Source organism: Anaerotignum lactatifermentans (assembly GCF_014982935.1).
Taxonomy (GTDB): domain Bacteria; phylum Bacillota; class Clostridia; order Lachnospirales; family Anaerotignaceae; genus Anaerotignum; species Anaerotignum lactatifermentans.
The window spans coordinates 1-1,017 of record NZ_JADCKK010000160.1; the positions used below are offsets into that span (position 1 = coordinate 1).

The 1,017-nt window shown below is 48.5% G+C and carries 2 rRNA genes; both read right to left on the reverse strand.

Annotated features, from left to right (window positions below):
* Positions 1-113: ribosomal RNA gene (locus tag INF29_RS14470) — 23S ribosomal RNA — on the reverse strand; the annotation flags it as partial.
* A 243-nt stretch (positions 114-356) separates the two neighbouring features.
* A 16S ribosomal RNA gene (locus tag INF29_RS14475) occupies positions 357-1,017 on the reverse strand; the annotation flags it as partial.

Sequence of the window (1,017 nt, forward strand, 5' to 3'; positions counted from 1 at the left end):
AAATCTCCGGATCGATGGCTGTTTGCGCCTCCCCGAAGCTTTTCGCAGCTTACCACGTCTTTCATCGGCTCCCAGTGCCAAGGCATTCACCCTGTGCTCTTTCTTGCTTGACCTTCTTGCAACACAAACTTGCGTTTGTGTCGGTTCTAAAAACAATAGCTCTTGTTCTTGGAATGATCATTTATAGCGAAATAAAATGTTGATTGCTTTACTACATTTTATTTTTCAATAAATTTCTCGATTTTATTGACTCTTGTTTGTCTTGTATTCAGTTTTCAAGGTGCATTCTTTCTTTTTTTGAAGGACTGTATCCTTCAAAACCAAACAGCAAAAACAATTCAACCTATACTCCATAGAAAGGAGGTGATCCAGCCGCACCTTCCGATACGGCTACCTTGTTACGACTTCACCCCAGTCACTGGCTTCACCTTCGGCGGCTCCTTCCTTACGGTTAGGTCACCGACTTCGGGTGCTTCCAACTCCCATGGTGTGACGGGCGGTGTGTACAAGGCCCGGGAACGTATTCACCGCGACATGCTGATTCGCGATTACTAGCGATTCCAGCTTCATGTAGTCGAGTTGCAGACTACAATCCGAACTGGGACTGGGTTTTTGTGATTTGCTTAACGTCGCCGTCTTGCGTCACTTTGTTACCAGCCATTGTAGCACGTGTGTAGCCCAAGACATAAGGGGCATGATGATTTGACGTCATCCCCACCTTCCTCCGTGTTATCCACGGCAGTCTCTCCAGAGTGCCCAACTGAATGATGGCTACTGAAGATAAGGGTTGCGCTCGTTGCGGGACTTAACCCAACATCTCACGACACGAGCTGACGACAACCATGCACCACCTGTCACCGATGCTCCGAAGAGAAGTCCTATCTCTAGGACGGTCATCGGGATGTCAAGCCTTGGTAAGGTTCTTCGCGTTGCTTCGAATTAAACCACATGCTCCACCGCTTGTGCGGGCCCCCGTCAATTCCTTTGAGTTTCAACCTTGCGGTCGTACTCCCCAGG